Here is an 18,375-nt window from a genome sequence, read left to right on the forward strand (position 1 = left end):
GTTTGGAACTACGATCGTGCGTTTTGCAAGTTGCCTCTCCATAACCGAGACACTGCTACTGCAACCTGTCATCAGCCACAGCAAAATAGGTGCCAAATTTAACTCTACAGTCTCCGATTTCCATTAACTGCGCGTCTACAATCTCAAATAAAAAGTCAGCAGGAAGGACAAACCGATGGCGAACTCAACTCTTGGCCTAGAAAATCAACTTTACGATTATCTGTTATCTATTTCTCTGCGGGAACCCGATATTCTCGCTTCCCTACGGGAAGAAACTGCTAAGCATCCTAGGGCTATGATGCAGATTGCTCCCGAACAAGGTCAGTTTATGGAGATGCTGGTGCAGCTTATGGGAGCGACCAAAACCATAGAAATAGGGGTTTTTACTGGTTATAGCTCGCTGTGCGTAGCTTTAGCGCTGCCTCCTAACGGTCAAATTATTGCTTGCGATGTCAGCGAGGAATATACTGCGATCGCGCGACGCTATTGGGAAGCTGCGGGTGTCGCCAACAAGATTTCTTTGCACTTGGGCCCAGCAATAAATACTCTTGACAAGTTAATAGCTGAAGGACAAGCAGGAACCTTTGATTTTGCCTTCATCGACGCCGATAAAGAAAATTATGAGGCTTATTTTGAGCGATCGCTGCAACTTGTACGCAATGGCGGTTTAGTTGTAATTGACAATGTTCTGTGGTCAGGACGAGTTGCTGACCCTCAAGTACAAGACGAAAGTACCCTCGCCATTCGTACTTTTAACGACAAATTGCGCAACGATCCCAGAGTTACTCTCAGTGTTGTCCCCATTGGTGACGGGCTGACTTTGGCATTGAAACGCCGCTGGGCTACTATGATGGAACCTGAACAGGATAATTAAAGAGTTGTTTGCGGTTTGCGGTTCATTTTAAATTGCCACAAACTGCTAATTATTCAAGAATATACAAGTCAGTTTTATATAGAGTCAGGTGCGCATTGCGCACCCTAGAAACTCAAAACTATAGAGTAAGGTGCGCATTGCGCACCCTACAGAATGATGTATTGTTCAGTTAATCAGAGGCGCAAATGCTGGGTTCAAATTTGCAGGTAAAATTACCGATTCACGAAACTTTTCAGTGTACTGTTCAAGGCGAAGGTTACTGGACGGGGACTTTAGTGGATTTTATCAGATTGGCAGGTTGCCCTGTGCGATGTCCTTGGTGCGACACCGGTTACGCCAATGGGGGCAAAGGTTTGCCGTCTGCGCCACAGTCGATCGCACAATTGCTAGCTCAATTGCAGTCTCCGAGAGTTGTCATTACTGGCGGCGAACCTTTTATACACCAGAATTTGCCTGAGTTAGTTGAAGCTTTGTTAGAAGCTGACAAGCAGGTGAGTATTGAAACTTCCGGTGCTTGGTGGCAGGATGTTTCGCCGCAGGCTTGGATTACTCTTTCTCCTAAGGAACACATCAACCCTAAATATCCGGTGCAAGAGCTTTTTTGGACTAGAGCTAATGAAATTAAGTTGGTGGTTAGCACTGGCGAAGAAGTTGAATTTTATCACAAGCATTTGGCAAGTAATGTGAATATTCCGGTTTTCTTGCAACCAGAATGGAACTCGAAAGATTCCGCGATTCCCATAATATTGGAATTGCTCAAACAAAATCATAGTTACAAGTTATCTTTGCAAACTCACAAGTTTATTGGCGTGCAATAATTTGAGAAGTTAGTCAGAGTTATTCGTCAGGTGGGCGGTGCAAAGTGGGAGTATATCGCCCTACAATATGTGGAAATATGTGCTAAAATTAAAGCAGAAATTTATGATAATTTGAACGTAATGGAAACAACTACGGAAACCCCAATGGGAAAAGTTATCACAACTCTAGTAATTACGAATCGGCTGGACGAAGGGAAAGCAGAAGATGGTCTGATTCCAATGGAGCAAGTCAGGTCTGTTATTCTAGAAAATGTTTTGGTAGATACGGGCGCGACAACTTTGTGTTTGCCTAAAGATGTCATTTCCCGACTGGGTTTGAAAATTCTCAAGCAAGTAGTTGTGGAAACAGCCACGGGTATTAGTGAGGCGAGGATTTTTCAAGATGCCAAGATTTCTCTGTGCGGACGCGAAGGGACTTTTGAGTGTTTGGAATTGCCAGAGGGGAAAACGCCACTTTTAGGCGTGATTCCGATGGAAGCGTTGGGAATTGAAATTGATTTGAAAAATCAAAGATTGAAGGTTTTGCCCGACGGGCCGACGGAAACCTATTGGACAATTCTTTGATATTCTTGAGTTTGGATGCCAGCTATTCGATCTGCAGCGCTAAGATGGTTAAGCACTGTTTTGCACTACTCTCATGTCCCAACGCGCCGAAACCTCAAACAGCCAGCCAAGTGCATCCCGCAACGGGCATAATGTGACGCCTTCTCACTCCAACAGCCAAAATACAATTCGGATTCGCGGTGCGAGACAGCACAACCTCAAAAATATCGATCTGGAACTGCCGCGCGATCGTCTGATAGTTTTTACGGGTGTCTCCGGTTCTGGTAAGTCTTCCCTCGCTTTCGATACAATTTTTGCCGAGGGACAGCGCCGCTACGTGGAGTCTCTCAGCGCCTACGCGCGCCAGTTTTTGGGACAGTTGGACAAACCCGATGTGGACGCGATTGAAGGCTTGAGTCCGGCTATTTCGATCGACCAAAAGTCAACGTCTCACAACCCGCGATCGACTGTTGGCACTGTTACAGAAATTTACGATTATCTCAGATTGCTCTACGGCAGAGCCGGCGAACCGCACTGTCCGATTTGCGATCGCTGCATTGCGCCGCAGACAATTGATGAAATGTGCGATCGAGTCATGGCACTTCCCGACGGCACTCGCTTTCACCTTCTGGCACCAGTTGTGCGCGGAAAAAAAGGCACTCACCGCAAATTATTGTCGAGTATAGCTGCGGAAGGATTTATCCGCGTCAAAGTTGACGGAGAAATTTTAGAACTTTCGGAAAATATCGAATTAGATAAAAATCATACGCACAATATTGAGATAGTTGTCGATCGGTTAATTAAAAAACCGGGTTTAGAAGAACGTTTAGTTGATTCTCTGGCAACTTGTTTGCGCCATTCAGAGGGAATTGCGATAATTGAAGAGTTACCGAGTGATGAAAATTCCCAACCACAGGGGCCGATCGTATTTTCCGAAAACTTTGCTTGTCCCGAACACGGCGCGGTAATGGAAGAACTTTCCCCCAGGCTATTTTCTTTTAATTCGCCCTACGGCGCGTGCCAGAACTGCCACGGTTTGGGGAGTTTGCGGACTTTTGCGCCGGAGTTGGTAGTTCCCGACGAGAAAGCACCTCTTTATTGTGCGATCGCACCTTGGTCTGACAAAGACAATTCTTATTATCTTTCTTTGCTGTGCAGTATTGCTGATACTTGCGGGTTTGATATCGACACTCCTTGGTATCGATTAAAGCCCGAACACCAGCGGGTGATTTTGTACGGCAATGAGTCCAAGGGTACCTCAGAAAGTAAGAAGCGAGAGGGCAACACCACCGATTTTAAAAGAGATTTTAAGGGCGTAATTTCCATGTTGCAGCGCCAGTACGACGATACTGGTTCCGATCTGATCAAGCAGAAGTTGGAACAGTATCGGGTCGATCGCTCTTGCGAGGTTTGTCAGGGCAAGCGCTTGAAAACAGAGGCGCTTTCGGTGCGGTTGGGACAGTACGGAATTGTGGATTTAACCAGTATTTCGATTCGCGAATGCCGCGAACGAGTAAATAATTTGGGATTGAGCGATCGGCAATTCCAAATATCCGATTTAGCCCTGAGAGAAATCAAAGCAAGGCTGCAATTTTTGCTGGATGTCGGATTAGATTACCTGACTTTAGACCGCGCAGCAATGACGCTTTCTGGCGGAGAAGCCCAGCGAATTCGGCTGGCGACTCAAATCGGTTCTGGTTTGACGGGCGTGCTCTACGTTTTGGACGAACCGAGCATCGGACTGCACCAAAGAGACAATTTCCGCCTGCTGCAAACCTTAACAAAATTGCGCGATTTAGGCAATACTTTGATTGTCGTAGAACACGATGAAGAAACCATGCGAGCGGCCGACCACATTGTCGATATCGGACCCGGTGCCGGCGTTCACGGTGGCAAAATTATATCGCAAGGAAGTTTAGAAAATTTGCTAACGGCTGAAGAATCTTTGACCGGGGCTTACTTGTCGGGAAAGCGAGTAATTGAAACCCCTAATGAAAGGAGAAAAGGCAACGGCAAAGCTCTTTCAATCACAAATGCGAGGCGCAACAATTTAAAAAATATTGATGTGGAAATTCCGCTGGGAAAACTCGTCTGCGTGACGGGGGTTTCCGGTTCGGGAAAATCAACTTTAATCAATGAATTGCTCTACCCGTCGCTGCAACACTATATCACCAAAAAAGTGCCTTTACCACCCGATATGGACGCCCTCAAAACTAAAGGCGAACGCTCTCTAGAGGATGTGATTGATAAGGTAATTGTAATTGACCAATCTCCCATCGGCCGTACTCCGCGTTCTAATCCCGCTACTTACACGGGAGTCTTTGATGTGATTCGGGATTTGTTTTCCGAAAGCATTGAAGCGAAGGCAAGAGGCTACAAAGCGGGGCAGTTTTCTTTTAACGTGAAAGGGGGAAGGTGCGAAGCTTGCGGCGGCCAAGGCGTGAACGTGATTTCGATGAATTTTCTGCCGGATGTTTACGTGCAGTGTGAGGTTTGCAAGGGTGCACGGTACAACCGGGAAACGCTGCAAGTGAAGTACAAAGGCAAGTCGATTTCGGATGTTTTGAACATGACTGTCGAGGAATCTTTGGAGATGTTTAAAAATATTCCCAGGGCTGGCGCGAGACTGCAAACTTTGGTAGATGTCGGTTTGGGTTACATTCAGTTGGGACAGCCGGCGCCGACGCTTTCTGGAGGGGAAGCGCAGCGAGTAAAATTGGCAACGGAACTGTCGCGCCGCGCTACTGGGAAGACGCTTTATTTGATCGATGAACCGACGACTGGTTTGTCGTTTTATGATGTTCACCATTTGTTAAATGTGCTGCAAAGATTGGTGGATAAAGGGAATTCTATTTTGGTAATCGAACACAATTTAGATGTGATTCGGTGCTGTGATTGGGCGATAGATTTAGGCCCGGAAGGGGGAGATAAGGGCGGCGAAATTATTGTGGCGGGGACGCCGGAGGATGTGGCGGCAAATCAGAGGTCTTATACTGGGAAGTATTTGCAAGCTGTTTTGCAGCAGCATCCTTTGGGGGAGGCTGTAGCTGTTAGTTAATACTAGCAGGAATTACGCAATTCTCATAATTAGTAAGGTGCGTCAGATATTTAAACCTCCAATAATTGTTTAAGAAACTCATCTGACGCACCCTACAATAAAAATACGGCGTATAATTGATAGAATATAGGTACGAATCCTGCGCCCCTCCGGATATATTTACCAAATTGGGATAATCGTTTATGAGTCGGAAATACTATGCTAATCGTACTGGCAAAAATCCTGAGGCGAGTCGCTACGAGCTACCCAGGTTCGTTGAACTTTTTAAAGCTGTTTATCTTGATTTTCTAAAGAACGATTATTTTTATGAAAACTCTGGAGATGTCCCAGGCAAGCTAGGTTCTGATATAGAAGCACAAATGTTTATCAAGCTCAAGAAACCTGACTTATGGCCAATTGAGGAAAAATGTAATAATTATTCAGAGGATGACTTGTTTGATGTCATCGAGTTTCTTTACGATCGTGTTTCTCAGCCGATTCATGGATACGATGAATGGAGTAATCATGGAGATTCTTATGACACCTTCGATAGGGAGACTGGTAAGCAAGAATTTAGAGATAGCATGAATCAGCTATTGCGTGACTATAGAGAGGGATATGAACTCTCCGAAAATGGTGAAATTCTAGAATCTCCAGAGCAAGGATTGGAGGAATTAGTTATTGAAAAATTGCCTCCCCACGCTCCTGAAAATGTTGAGCAGCGAGTTGAATCCGCAATTCTTAAATTTAGACGTTCTCGCTCATCTCTAGATGGAAAGCGTGATGCAATTCGAGACTTAGCTGATGTTCTTGAGTTTCTGCGTGATCAAAATAAGGAATTAAAATTAAACGCAACCGAGGGGGCTTTATTTAATATGGCCAAGGATAATTTATTTATTATAGCTAATAAGTATGGAATACGACACCACAATAAAAATCAACACCAGGATTATGACAAAGCCATTTGGTATAATTGGATGTTCTATGACTCTCTGGCAACGATACACGCTTGGGTAAGGCTAATTAAAAAGGCTGAAAGCCAGTCACCATAAGCGCTAGGGGTAACAGTTTATGGCAGCGGACGAGCAAAAACCACTGGTGATGAATTCGAGGTTATTTGTCGTCGCTGCATTTTACGGCTGATTGTCTCAATCCGTTATGACATCGGAAGCTGAATCAAGAGTTAGGAATTCCCGCTGAGATTGTCATCCAGCCCTAGGAGTCGGTACAAACTCCCGCTTAACAATAGAAGACCATATTTTGGTTGGTTGCTAATTTTCGATCGCACAGATAATGCACCCCAACTGTCACAAAGCAGAATCTGGGATTCAAAATTAACTATCTTGAATTGTCGGAGACATTGCCATATTTTGTGCTTGTTGCTGCATGAATTCAATGTCCGATCGCAACCAAGTACGAGGCCCGCTGCACTGATGAGCAATTAACAGCCCCCACAGTCCTTTTTTTGTTAAAATTGGCACGGCTAAATTGGCGCGAACTTTCAGGCTACGCAGAAAATCTCGGTGGCATTCGTGAATTGGTTCTACTTCAATGTCTGCAATTGCTCTAACTCGGCCGGCTTCGTACAAAGCAGCGTATTCGTGGTTAAAACACTCATCTGGCCCTGTTGAACCCAAGATTGAGAGTTCGATCGCACTTAACGTCTCGCAGGTAACTTGACCTTGCCACTGCCTGTAAAAATAATATAGCACAGCGCGATCGCTCTGCAAAACTTCTCGAATATCGTATAGGGATTTTTCAATTAATACGTCGCGCTTTAGACGATCTGTCAAGCGGTTAAGAATGTTTTGCAGGCGATCGCCAGACATAGTATTAACTCCTTTAATTCTTAGTACACTCGCCAGATATTAATCATTGAAATTGCACAATTACCACACCTGAAATTGTTGCGCTTCGGGATTTTCGCGCGCTTGAAAAAGAGTAATTTTTGGCTTAACCGTTGTCTGGATGCCAGCAACATTATACTATTATTTTGACAGAGATAGCAATCTTTTTAGGAAATGGGCGATGGCGTCGGGCCCCGCAAGCTACGGCTTTTTTTGCGCGAAGAACCAGCGGCGGGACGCCTGTTCCACAAATGAAGAGAAAAGGAAGAGTTTACAAGTGCTGGGTGAATTGCTAGATATGCCTAAAGTTGGTTCCTCTCAAAGAGAGTAACTGCTAGGATATCTCGAAAGCTAGAGGAAGCATCAAATATGTCTGTGCTGGAAGCTGCTTGGAAACACGAATTTATCGCTACGAACGGCATCAAACTGCACTATGTCACTCAAGGTTCTGGACCGCTGATGCTGATGCTGCACGGATTTCCGGAATTTTGGTATTCTTGGCGTCATCAAATCCCGGAATTTGCATCAGATTATAAAGTTGTCGCTGTGGATCTCAGGGGTTACAACGACAGCGACAAACCTCAGGATAAATCTGCTTACGTGATGGCAGAGTTTGTGCAAGATGTCAAGGGAATTATTCAGGGTTTGGGATACGAAAGTTGCGTCTTAGTTGGTCACGACTGGGGAGGCGCGATCGCCTGGAATTTTGCTTATGCTTACCCCCAAATGCTGGATAAATTAATTGTGATGAATCTACCGCATCCGGCAAAGTTTGCTGAAGGGTTACGCACTCCCCAACAATTGCTAAAAAGTTGGTACATCTTTTTATTTCAGTTGCCAGTTTTGCCGGAGTTGTTAATTCAGTTGGGCGACTATCAGGCAATTTCTGCTGCTTTGGAAGGTATGGCAGTTGACAAAAACACTTTTACCCCCTCAGATCTCGAAGCTTACAAAGATGCGGCTGCCAAACGGGGCGCTCTGACTGCTACTATCAATTATTACCGCAATATGGCTAGCGGATTTCTCGATCGCCCGAATTGGAGCGTGCTGCAAGTTCCGACGCTGATGATTTGGGGAGAAAATGATGCCGCCCTCGGTAAAGAGTTAACCTATGGGACAGCAGATTACGTGCGAGATTTTCAGATTGAGTATATTCCCAATTGCAGCCACTGGGTGCAGCAGGAACAGCCGCAGTTGGTGAATAGGTACATGAGAGATTTTTTGGCAAGCAAAGCTGTTTGAATTGATACAGATAGTCTAAGGTGCGTCAGTCGAAGTTTTTGCATCAACTCGAAAGTTTTTGTTTCGGACGCACCCTACCGGAGATGATGCAAGGTGTGTCCGATCGAATATACTCTGATACGCCTTTACTGTTTCTCTCTCATCTAACCCAGAAGCACAGACCGAGGTACGAATGCACATAAATTCCATCTAAATGCGCTTCCATCTCAATCTTCTCGCTGTTTCGTTCGTAGCAGAAGCTGTTGTCGGTAATCAACAGATGAAAATGCTTTGCTACCTGATAGCGATTGATGACCTTTCCCACTCTCACCCCAATTTTTTCGGCTCCTCGAAGTGGACGATTCGAGCGGTTGTCAAGCGTGACAATTTTGTCTAACTCTTTTGGCGAACTTTTTCCAGCAGTGGACTTAAGGTTGAAGCATCATTGATATTGCCTTCAAACACTTTTACGGCGATGCGACATCCGGGTCAATAAACACTTCCCCCACCGTCGGATATTCCAAGCCAGCAATAATCCGCAACAGCGTACTTTTACCGCACCCACTTCCAGAGGCAATAATCACCGTTTTCTGGGCATCGCCAATGCCGGAGTCACTTAAGTTAGTCAGTTCTAACTGTTTAGCGGCCGCGGCGGGCGGGTGTGAGTTTGGACTCTTTGTCATGGTAGCGGTAGGTTAAGACCAATTATTAAGAAAATATTAAGAAAACTGAAGACTCTAATTTGATGACTCTATACTCCTCAAAGTAACTACGCAATCTAGATAAAAATACCGTAGTTAAAGAAAAAGTATCGGTGAATCAACAACAAGTTTGGCAAAATTCAGTGACTTCGATCGTTCAGTCTCTAAAATTTGCGATCGCAGCCAGTTCCCAATTGCTGCGATTTTCAGGGCAATTTCTCAAAAGAGATCAGCATCTAGGACGCTCAGGAAAAGCGTACATCGTCTTGTTTTCACTAAGTGTAATTCTAAGTATATCAATTGCTGCTTGCTCTGGAACGAGTAGGGCTAATCAAGGCGATATCAAGCTCAACCTAGTTTCCTTCTCAGTGACGAAAGCGGCCCACGACCAAATCGTCCCTAAATTTGTAGAAAAGTGGCAGAAAGAACACAACCAAAACGTCATTTTTGAACGCAGTTATGGCGGGTCTTTAGCGCAAACCGACGAGATCGTTGCTGGCAAACAAGAAGCCGATGTAGTGCATCTGGCCCTCCCATTGGATGTCGTTCGCATCGAAGAAGCGGGTTTAATTAATTCTGGCTGGGAGGACAGAGTTCCTAGAAGGGGAGTAGTTAGTCAATCGGTGGCGGCAATTGTCACCCGAGAAGGCAATCCCAAAGATATTCAAACTTGGGCAGATTTAGCAAAAGAAGATGTAAATGTCATTACAGCGAATCCTCAAACCTCTGGTATTGGTGTTTGGCAATTTTTAGGTCTGTGGGGGTCAGTCACCCAAGAAGGAGGAGATCCTGAACAAGCCCTTGATTTTGTGGGAAAAATCTATAAAAAAATTCCCACCCTAACGAAAGATGCGCGGGAAGCCAGCGACTTATTCTTCCAACAAGGGCAGGGAGATGCCTTAGTAACCTATGAAAATGAAGTGATTTTAGCTGGAACGAACCGACCCAAAACCAGTTACTTTGTTCCTCCCCTCAATATCTCTATCGATAATCCCGTAGCGATAGTTGATAAAAACGTGGATAAGCATGGAACGAGAGAAGTGGCAGCAGCCTTTGTCGATTTTCTATATTCAGACGAAGCTCAGCAAGAATTCGCCAAATTAGGCTACCGTTCGGTCAATCCCTTTATCGCTCAAGGCACAGAGGTGCAATTTCCCCCAATTAAAACCTTGTTCAATGCTCAAGATTTAGGAGGGTGGCCTTCGATCAAAGAGAAGTTTTTTGCAAAGGATGGCATCTTTGACCAAATTAAGAGCAAGTCCTGAACCTCAACGCCTAATTCACTTTCATTTTTCCAAATTTACGCTCAAATCCTATGAAATTTTCTCGTTGGTTTTACCTAATCCCTCTCATCGTCACGGGCAACCTGATGACGAGTTGTGGCAACTCAGCAGAGAAGGAACAGCAAATCAGTATCGATGGTGGTGCTGTGGGCTTTGGCGTTTCCCTCGCCGTCGCCGAAGAATACCAAAAACTTTATCCCAATGCCCAAGTAAGCGTCGCTGCCAGTGGCACAGGGGGGGGGTTTAGCAAGTTTTGTGCTGGAACCCTGGAGATTGCGGGGGCTTCTCGCACCATCAGAGACGAAGAAATCAAAAAATGTGAGGAAAAAGGGATCGAATTTATTGAACTGCCGATGGCTCTTGATGGTCTTGCGGTAGTGGTTAATAAGGAAAATAACTTTGCCAAATGTCTAACGATTCAGGAATTAGACACAATGTGGAATTCCAAATCGGAAGGCAAGATCGCCAGTTGGAAACAAATCAATCCCGAATTTCCCGACGAAAAACTGTTGCTGTTTGCCCCTCCTTCCGATACGGGAACCTTTGATTATTTCACCCAAGCCGTAACTGGTAAAAGGAGAAATAGTCGTACCGACTTTACCCCCAGCCGCAATCAAAATACCCTCGTTCAAGGGGTGATTGGCAATAAATCTGGACTGGCTTATCTGGGAATTTCCTTCTTGCTCCAAAACCAAGACAAATTGAACGCGGTGGGGGTTAAAAATGCGGATGGAAAGTGTGTTAAACCAGTTCCTCTTGATAACGTTCTGAGAAATATCTACAGCCCCCTCTCTCGACCCCTCTTTATCTACGTCAATAAAAAAGCCCTGACAACCAATCCTTCCCTGGAAAAATTTGTGAAATTCTATCTAGAAAATTCTTGGAAATGGGTGGATGGTGTGGGCTATGTGGCGTTACCCGATGAAGCTTATGTGAAAACTCAGCAAAAATTTGAGCGGCGTGAAACCGGAACGAAATTCAAAAAAGCAAAACCCGGTGAACCCATTACTAATTTTATTTAAGGAGGAAATCTCAAGCCAATGACCCTAACTCCTAGTTCCTTTGATGACTCCCTTTTCGCTGCGGATGACTTCTTGCTTAAGAATGCTTCGGAAGATGTCCCCGAAAAGATTATTGGTGCAGTTTTATTTGCCTGTGCCTTCGTGTCCGTTGCCACCACCTTTGGTATTGTCTGGATCATTTTCCAAGAAACCTGGGGTTTTTTCCAAGAAGTGTCCTTAGCCCAGTTCTTTCTGGATACCCGATGGACTCCCCTGTTTGCCGAGGCCCATTTTGGCATCTGGCCGCTGCTGAACGGAACGTTCTTAACCTCAGCGATCGCTATGAGTGTTGCGGTTCCCTTGGGTTTATCTTCAGCTATTTACCTGAGTGAATATGCCCAACCGAAAGTGGCAGCCGTGTTACGCCCTGCTGTGGAGTTATTGGCGGGAATTCCCACAGTAGTTTACGGTTACTTTGCTTTGCTATTTGTCACTCCGGTTCTGCGGCATCTTTTCCCCTTAGAGATTTTTAATGCCCTCAGCGCTGGGTTAATGATGGGCATTATGATCACCCCCACCGTCGGTTCCATCAGCTTAGATGCAATTCGATCCGTTCCCCGTTCTCTGCGAGAAGGTTCCTATGCCTTGGGCATTACCAAACTAGAAACCATTTTTAAAGTGGTGCTTCCGGCGGCCTTGTCTGGGATTATGGCTTCGATTATTTTAGGCGTTTCCCGTGCAGTGGGAGAAACCATGACCGTTCTGATTGCGGCTGGATCGCAGCCTCGCATCACCGCCAATTTCATGGAATCTGTCGCCACCATGACCGCTTTTATGGCGGAGATTTCGGGGGGAGATAGTCCCAGGGGTAGCCTCAGTTTTAAGACTTTGTATGCGGTGGGAGCAGTTCTCTTCGTGATTACATTGTCTCTCAATATGGCCAGCTTTTGGATTTCTAATCGCTTTAAGGAAAAATACGACTGATTGCTATGGTTAAATCTTCTCCAACAAACAATTCCGTCAACACTGCCGAATTTACCGACAACATAGAACGCCGAGAAGCGATCGGTAAAGTCTTTGAGTATCTTTTCTTACTTGGATTACTCATCGGTTTATTTGTCCTCGCCTTACTGGTTCTTAATATCCTCCATGATGGACTTGGCAGATTGCTAACACCGGGGTTTCTCACGGAAACGCCTTCCCGTTTTGCCGAACGCGGAGGTATCCGTCCAGCCATTATTGGGAGTTTCTTTCTGGGAGCGATCGTCCTTCTGGTTGCGGTTCCCATTGGGGTAGGGGCTGCTTTGTACCTAGAGGAATACGCCCCTAAAAAGTGGTGGACTGCCCTGATTGAGATTAATATCGGGAATTTAGCGGGGATTCCTTCTATTGTCTATGGCTTACTGGGTTTAGGGGTCTTTAACTATTTACTAGGGTTTGGCCCGACCTTAATTTCGGGGGCATTAACCCTTGCCCTATTGTCTTTACCTGTCATTATCGTCACGGCGAGGGAGGCGATTCGGGCTGTTCCCGATTCCCTCAGAAATGCTTCCTATGGATTGGGAAGTACGAAATGGCAAACCATTCAACACCATGTCTTACCCTATGCCATTCCGGGGATTCTTACGGGGGTGATTATTTCTGTCTCCCGCGCCATTGGGGATGCTGCTTCTTTGGTGGTCGTGGGTGCTGTCAGTTTTCTCACGTTTAATCCGGGTTTATTCCAACGATTTATGGCGTTACCCATTCAAATTTTCAGCTATATCACTCGTCCTGAACCGGGGTTTGCCAGTGCAGCCGCAGCCACGATTATTGTGCTGATTCTCTTGATTTTAGCCCTCAATGCTGTCGCTATCTATCTGCGCCAACGCTATTCCAGCCATTAATTAACTTGAGTTGTCAACATTAAGGAGACCATTTCAGATGACTGACAGTAATACAGGTAAGCTCGACGCGGACAATAGCGTGTTTGAGGCAGAAGGCGTAAAGGTTTATTACAGTGGCTTTTTAGCCCTTGTCGATGTCTATATCAAAATTCCCCGTCAAAAAATTGTGGCCTTTATCGGCCCTTCAGGCTGTGGCAAAAGTACCTTATTGCGTTGCTTCAATCGCATGAACGATTTAATCCCTGGTGCCAAGGTGGAAGGGAAACTCATTTACCGCAACCGTAATATTTACGATCCGCAAGTGAATTCCGTCAAACTGCGGCGACAGGTGGGAATGGTGTTTCAAAGACCGAATCCGTTTCCCAAGAGCATTTATGAAAATATTGCCTATGCCCCCAGAACCAACGGTTATCAAGGAAATCTGGATGAATTAGTGGAATCTTCCCTCAAACAAGCCGCTATCTGGAATGAGGTCAAGGATAAACTGCAAGATAAAGGAACGGCGTTATCCGGGGGACAACAACAGAGGCTTTGTATTGCCCGCGCGATCGCGATGAAGCCCGATGTTTTATTGATGGATGAACCTTGCTCTGCTCTCGACCCCATTTCTACCCGACAGGTTGAAGAACTGTGCTTAGAACTTAAGGAACGATACACAATTATTACGGTGACTCACAATATGCAACAAGCGTCAAGAATCGCGGATTGGACGGCATTTTTCAATACAGAAACGGACGATCAAGGCAAACGACGCGGCAAATTAGTGGAGTTTGGCCCGACGGAGCAAATCTTTCATACCCCGCAGACAAAGGAAGCCGGAGAATACATTAGTGGACGCTTTGGTTAAACGCAAGTGTCAGATTTAGGCGTTACGCATTGTCAGCAATGACATTACCTTGGTCATCAGCATTAGGTTAAAAAAACAATTTATTCCTAAGACTAACCCTATAGGTTCATATTGCGATCGGCAGTTAGCCTTAACTCTTGCCTAGAGAGTTTTAGTTCATGGCGAAATTGAGGCTTATTTCAATACGGTTCAGTTAACGCTCAAACCGTGGTAAATTAGGTATTGTATCCAAAAAGGGAGAGCAAGTTAGCGTGCATCTCAAAGAATTCTCATTCGTATCTCCCAAAATCCCAAGTACGGAGATATTCAAAGCAATAGAAATGGCGAGTCGGGCTACTGCAATCTTTCCAGGCGATTACTAAAACGAAGGTTGAAGAGAAACGTCATCGTGCCTTACCAGTACAACTGGTAGTGTGTCTGGTAATCGCCATGAGTCTGTGGTCGAAAGATTCAATGCGGGATGTACTAAAAAATTTGATTGATGGTCTTAATGAAGGGTGAATAAAAATTGGTAAATATTGGCGATTTCCATGTGTATTTCGGCAATCCCTCAAGCCAGGCAAAGATTAGGGTCAGGCGTGGTGAGACAGTTGTTTCATTCTGCAAGTGCGACCAATGGCGACACTTGAAATAGTAGGAGCTTTTATCAACAAACTCAGAGTCGTAGTGATAGACGGAACCTGCTTAAATATCCCCTCTGGGTGATTAAAATTACCTGCTTTTTGGTTGTCCGGGAAGTCGTTCAGGTACAAGAGCAGCGTTTCCTTGGATCTAGATTAGTTATTTTATTAGAGGCAGGAACACATTTAATATTTGATGCCTTAATGTGTCCATATAAAATGGGAGAAAGAGTAAGAGCGTTAAAGTTATGGAGCTTAGTAACGCCGGGAATGCTGTTGATGTGGGATAGAGGCTTACATTCTTATGCGATGGTAGAAACTACAGTCACTAAAGGTTGTGAGTATTTGGGGTGAATTCCCTGCAACGTTAAATTCTTAAACGAAATACAATTAGATGATGGTTCGTATGTGAGTTGGATTTACCCCTGATAGCAAATTAAGGAAAAAAGGATTTAAGCCCATAGAGGTAAGAGTAATTGAGTACACAATTGAGAATTACGATCGCCCAGAAGTACAAATTAGATATCGTTTAATTACCAGCTTGTTGGACGCTGAAAAATTTACTGCCCAGTTACTTGCCTGTGAATATCATCAACGTTGGGAAGTCGAGAATACGATTGATGAAATCAAAGTACATTTATGAGGACTAAAAACTCATATTCGTTCTCAAAAGCCATTCATAAGTTGTGCAATCAGAAAGTATACAAAGTTCCAGCACCAGCACCCGCCGGTACATCGGCAGAAGCAGTAGCAGCAGCACATCGCGTGCTAGTAAATTTGTACCCAAAACAAACAGCAACTTGAGAAGCAGCAAAAACAGCTTTTTTGGCGAGAATCGCTGAAGGGAAATCAAAAACATATGGCGTACAATAGGGAGAGTTTGTAGCGAACAATATCTGAGAATGGCGAAAAGATGATGGTGCGACTGTCGAGGTGAAATATACTCCCGTTAATTAAACTGGTTATTAGCAGCCCATACCGCCGGATTAGAAACCAGATTCTATGCCACACTGGAAAAATGTCAAACCTTTTGCCATGACTAAATATTCGCAGTTTCAAATAGCGAATATACCGAGTTTGACGAGCGAAGAATATGCAGCATAGCTCAAAAAAATCAAAGAATTAGGAGCAAAAAATAGTAAAATTCGCACCCCCTATCAAAGTGCGATATCCAAATTTTGGCTGGACAGTGCAGGTACTGTCACTCCTCCTGGAAATTGAAATAAAATTGCTGCTGATATTGCTGTTACCCGCGGCAATACTTCGAGCAAAACGTGGGTTTATTTGCAGTGTTAAATATTGCTCTCGCCGATGCCAGCATCATCGACGGCGACCAAAAATAAACGTTCAATCGGTGGCGACTAATTACAGGAATCCAGCAAGCAGATAAAGACGGCAATCCTCAGAAAGTAGCCGATGCAAATTGGACGCCGTTACTCAATAATCCATGTTCCCCAGCTTATGTTTCGGGAAATAGTACCTTTGGCGGTGCAGCAGATGTAGTTTTGACAGCTTTCTGCGGCGATAATGTTAGTTTTACCACCGTCGCCGATGCTTCGGTAAATTTGCAGCCTCGGGCTTTTAAAAGTATTACTGAAGCTGCGGAGGAAGCCGGGATGAGCCGCATTTACGGTGGTTCTCACTGGTTATCGGACAATTGAGATGGGTTGACAGCGGGCAGGAATTTGGGCAAGTACGTTGTGAAGAAGTTTTACTAACAGGAATTACGAAAAGTTTCTTAAGAAAATTGACTTTTGACTAATAACTAATAATTTAAGTCATTAGTCATTACCAATATAAAAATTAAAATCCCAAATCTAAAATCTAAAATCTAAAATCGTATGACTACCTGCTATATTTATAGGCGTGATGTAATCATTAGTCATTACTCCCGTGTTCTTGAAAATAACTGTTCGGAATTTTACGCTCGCCATTTTAATGGCTCTCAGCCTAGCGTTGTTCAGCGGAACGACTATTTTTTCTCAAAACATCGAAACAATTAAAATTTCCGCCAATGCTGCGGGTGTTAGCACTCGCTACATCGGTGCAGTCGAGGGCAATATCAATTTCGACATCAAAGATTTGCAAGATTTGGGAATTAATACCTACCGCATTTACGGCGGGATGTCCCGATGGGAACCCGAAGACGATGATGGTAAATACGGGTGGCCGGAAATATCCCAAATTAAGGCAAATCCCAATATAATTAATTGGGCGCATTGGGATCGGATTATGACCGATCCGCCCCAGGGTAGCGATTATTGGTGGTCTGGAAAACCTGGTATAGTTTGGCAAGGCAATGCCCGGACTATTTTTAATAGTCTCAAACAAGCAAATATTCGCCCGGTTGTGAGTATTCGGAATGTTGATAATAACTGGAAGCCGAGTTGGGCGCTGCAACTGAATCCGCCGCGCCCAAAAGAAGATTGGAACGAGTGGTGGGAACACGTTTTTGCTACGGTTTATTGGCTGAATGTTCGCAATGATTACGGCGTTGATGATTGGGAAATTCACAACGAACCGGACAATCGCGCTCAGGGTTGGGGCGGGACTATGGCTGACTATTTTGAGTTGGTTAAAGTGGCAAAAGATGCGATCGACTTTGTTTACAAAACTTATTTGCCCGATCGCACTTACCGCATCCACGGCCCGAAAACCGTAGGTGGCAGCAATTGGCCGGCTAGTGCTTTGCAGGAAATACCAAATTATTTCAATACCGTCAATGTCCACAACTACGATGCAGATATTTCTAACTACACCCGCAAAGTGCGCGGCTGGATGAACGGTACTGTCCGCGCTAACTCGCAGTTTTGGGTCGGAGAATGGGGAACTTACAACATTAGCTACGGCAATTTATCTTTAGCTTTAAATTTGATTAAGAATTTGATTCGAGGTTCCCAACCGGGGGATAATTATATTTACGGCAGTCACATATTCTGTTTGTACGACTGGGGCAAGCCCGCAGTGGTGGAAGGTTTGCTAGGGGACGAGGGAAAACGGCGCGCAGGCTACTATGCTTTGCGGATGGGAATTAGGGCTTTGCAGGGCGGGAAAGCTACCTTTTTTCCTATCCCTAACAGTTCGGATATAATGGCAGTTGCAACTCTCGATGCTAGCAAGAATGTTTACTTGCTTGTTGTCAACGATCGAGCCAAATCTTACACAGTAAATGCAGATATTTCGGCTCTGATAAAAGCCGGTAAGGGCACGGTGCGGGAGTTCAGTTCTAAAAAAATGGATGAGGTTGTTGGTAGCTTAATGGTGAAGGGTGGCAATGCGAGTTTTGCGGTGGCGGGGAACAGCGCTATTCTCATCAAGTTCGATCGCCAGAATTGAAGCTCAAATCCTCGGGGTCATAATTGGGATAAGATACAATTAGTTATGATCGGAATTATTTATTTTCTGCCTGTTTAGCCCTCGAACCCTCGAACCCTCAAACCCTAGAACCCCTAATTGCACAGTAGCAATACCTAAATCGTCATGTTGTGATTCCCCTCCTGTCGCTGGTAAATTGGTAGCGTGCAGGTATCTTGCCTCAAACAGAATCCGAGCAAGAGTTCCGTTGAGGGCGAGAAAGTAAGGTGCAGTCTAGACAATAGCAGAAATTCTTGCTCGTAAACCCGCAGCAGTTACGCTAAGCGAGGAATTGCCCGCCAGCCTTCATGTCCGCCCTCTGGCAGATAGCATTGGTTCTGAA

General features: G+C 44.9%; 17 protein-coding genes and 1 pseudogene. 16 read left to right on the forward strand and 2 right to left on the reverse strand.

Translation table 11 applies throughout. The features are described 5' to 3' along the window. Window positions 1-175 precede the first annotated feature (175 nt). The 5 genes from QUA54_RS23525 (at window position 176) to QUA54_RS23545 (ending at window position 6,324) form a co-directional block, all read left to right on the forward strand. A complete protein-coding gene (locus tag QUA54_RS23525) occupies window positions 176-874 on the forward strand; it encodes a class I SAM-dependent methyltransferase (protein ID WP_333416522.1) in 699 nt (232 codons plus the stop codon). Between the two features lie 185 nt (window positions 875-1,059). Then, window positions 1,060-1,692, forward strand: coding sequence for a 7-carboxy-7-deazaguanine synthase QueE (locus QUA54_RS23530; protein WP_333416523.1), 633 nt, complete (start codon window positions 1,060-1,062; stop codon window positions 1,690-1,692). 120 nt (window positions 1,693-1,812) lie between these two features. Continuing rightward, a complete protein-coding gene (locus tag QUA54_RS23535; protein WP_333416555.1) occupies window positions 1,813-2,256 on the forward strand; it encodes a retroviral-like aspartic protease family protein in 444 nt (147 codons plus the stop codon). A 73-nt stretch (window positions 2,257-2,329) separates the two neighbouring features. Then, the gene (gene uvrA / locus QUA54_RS23540; RefSeq protein WP_333416524.1) at window positions 2,330-5,293 is read left to right on the forward strand and encodes an excinuclease ABC subunit UvrA; all 2,964 of its coding nucleotides are present in this window, start codon (window positions 2,330-2,332) and stop codon (window positions 5,291-5,293) included. Between the two features lie 182 nt (window positions 5,294-5,475). After that, the gene (locus QUA54_RS23545; protein ID WP_333416525.1) at window positions 5,476-6,324 is read left to right on the forward strand and encodes a hypothetical protein; all 849 of its coding nucleotides are present in this window, start codon (window positions 5,476-5,478) and stop codon (window positions 6,322-6,324) included. 282 nt (window positions 6,325-6,606) lie between these two features. On the opposite strand, the gene QUA54_RS23550 is transcribed toward QUA54_RS23545, so the two are convergent. Further along, window positions 6,607-7,101 carry a GAF domain-containing protein gene (locus tag QUA54_RS23550; RefSeq protein ID WP_333416526.1) on the reverse strand — a complete coding sequence of 165 codons (495 nt, stop codon included), beginning with the start codon at window positions 7,099-7,101 and terminating at the stop codon, window positions 6,607-6,609. Between the two features lie 139 nt (window positions 7,102-7,240). Between QUA54_RS23550 and QUA54_RS23555 the strand changes: the two genes are divergently transcribed. Then, complete coding sequence (locus tag QUA54_RS23555; RefSeq protein WP_333416527.1) at window positions 7,241-7,450, forward strand: hypothetical protein; 210 nt, start codon at window positions 7,241-7,243, stop codon at window positions 7,448-7,450. Window positions 7,451-7,488: 38 nt separating this feature from the next. Next, the gene (locus QUA54_RS23560) at window positions 7,489-8,361 is read left to right on the forward strand and encodes an alpha/beta hydrolase (protein WP_333416528.1); all 873 of its coding nucleotides are present in this window, start codon (window positions 7,489-7,491) and stop codon (window positions 8,359-8,361) included. A 446-nt stretch (window positions 8,362-8,807) separates the two neighbouring features. Here the strand turns inward: QUA54_RS23560 and QUA54_RS23570 are convergent, their stop codons facing one another. Continuing rightward, complete coding sequence (locus tag QUA54_RS23570) at window positions 8,808-9,023, reverse strand: ATP-binding cassette domain-containing protein (protein WP_333416529.1); 216 nt, start codon at window positions 9,021-9,023, stop codon at window positions 8,808-8,810. A gap of 131 nt (window positions 9,024-9,154) precedes the next feature. Between QUA54_RS23570 and QUA54_RS23575 the strand changes: the two genes are divergently transcribed. From QUA54_RS23575 to QUA54_RS23615, 9 genes and pseudogenes are all read left to right on the forward strand, one after another. Further along, a complete protein-coding gene (locus QUA54_RS23575) occupies window positions 9,155-10,306 on the forward strand; it encodes a sulfate ABC transporter substrate-binding protein (RefSeq protein ID WP_333416530.1) in 1,152 nt (383 codons plus the stop codon). A 50-nt stretch (window positions 10,307-10,356) separates the two neighbouring features. Beyond that, window positions 10,357-11,346 (forward strand): PstS family phosphate ABC transporter substrate-binding protein, encoded by a 990-nt coding sequence (locus QUA54_RS23580; protein ID WP_333416531.1) that lies wholly within the window; start codon window positions 10,357-10,359, stop codon window positions 11,344-11,346. Window positions 11,347-11,364: 18 nt separating this feature from the next. Then, the gene (gene pstC / locus QUA54_RS23585) at window positions 11,365-12,309 is read left to right on the forward strand and encodes a phosphate ABC transporter permease subunit PstC (protein WP_333416532.1); all 945 of its coding nucleotides are present in this window, start codon (window positions 11,365-11,367) and stop codon (window positions 12,307-12,309) included. Between the two features lie 5 nt (window positions 12,310-12,314). Then, the gene (gene pstA, locus QUA54_RS23590; protein ID WP_333416533.1) at window positions 12,315-13,211 is read left to right on the forward strand and encodes a phosphate ABC transporter permease PstA; all 897 of its coding nucleotides are present in this window, start codon (window positions 12,315-12,317) and stop codon (window positions 13,209-13,211) included. A 37-nt stretch (window positions 13,212-13,248) separates the two neighbouring features. After that, complete coding sequence (gene pstB, locus QUA54_RS23595; protein WP_333416534.1) at window positions 13,249-14,058, forward strand: phosphate ABC transporter ATP-binding protein PstB; 810 nt, start codon at window positions 13,249-13,251, stop codon at window positions 14,056-14,058. Between the two features lie 354 nt (window positions 14,059-14,412). Next, window positions 14,413-15,318 (forward strand): annotated as a pseudogene (locus QUA54_RS23600) (IS4 family transposase); the annotation flags it as partial. Continuing rightward, on the forward strand, window positions 15,318-15,482 hold the full coding sequence (locus QUA54_RS23605) for a hypothetical protein (RefSeq protein WP_333416535.1): 165 nt from the start codon (window positions 15,318-15,320) through the stop codon (window positions 15,480-15,482). The pseudogene QUA54_RS23600 and the gene QUA54_RS23605, both read left to right, overlap by 1 nt. A 701-nt stretch (window positions 15,483-16,183) precedes the next feature. Further along, a complete protein-coding gene (locus tag QUA54_RS23610; RefSeq protein WP_333416536.1) occupies window positions 16,184-16,339 on the forward strand; it encodes a hypothetical protein in 156 nt (51 codons plus the stop codon). Between the two features lie 277 nt (window positions 16,340-16,616). Further along, window positions 16,617-18,014 carry a hypothetical protein gene (locus tag QUA54_RS23615; protein ID WP_333416537.1) on the forward strand — a complete coding sequence of 466 codons (1,398 nt, stop codon included), beginning with the start codon at window positions 16,617-16,619 and terminating at the stop codon, window positions 18,012-18,014. The last annotated feature ends 361 nt before the right edge of the window (window positions 18,015-18,375 follow it).

The organism is Microcoleus sp. MOSTC5 (assembly GCF_036701825.1).
GTDB classification, from domain to species: Bacteria; Cyanobacteriota; Cyanobacteriia; order Cyanobacteriales; family Microcoleaceae; genus Microcoleus; species Microcoleus asticus.